Origin of the sequence: Psychrobacter sp. 16-MNA-CIBAN-0192, from assembly GCF_040309565.1 — a bacterium.
In the GTDB taxonomy this organism is placed as follows: Bacteria; Pseudomonadota; Gammaproteobacteria; order Pseudomonadales; family Moraxellaceae; genus Psychrobacter.
Map to the genome: position 1 here is coordinate 1 of NZ_JBEOOX010000140.1, position 283 is coordinate 283.

Annotated in this window: 1 pseudogene; it reads left to right on the top strand. The window is 58.7% G+C overall.

Going from position 1 to position 283, the window contains the following annotated elements:
* A pseudogene (locus AAEY78_RS12670) lies at positions 1 to 283 on the top strand (twitching motility protein PilT); the annotation flags it as partial.

Consider the following 283-nt stretch of genomic DNA (forward strand, 5'->3'; position numbering starts at 1 on the left):
GACCTGCATCTGTCAGCCGGCCTGGCACCGATGCTGCGCATTGATGGCGAGGTTTGGCCCCTGGATGGGCCGGCGCTGAACGCTACCCAAGTGGTCGACTTATTGAGCCCTTTGCTGAATAAACATCAACAAAAGGATTTCGAAACATCTCTTGAAACGGATTTTGCCTTCGAGTTGCCGGGTGTGGCCCGCTTCCGGGCGAACGTGTTTCGCCAGGATCGCGGCGTCGGTGCGGTGTTCCGGGCTATTGCGACTGAGGTCCAGAGCCTGGAGGACCTGGGAT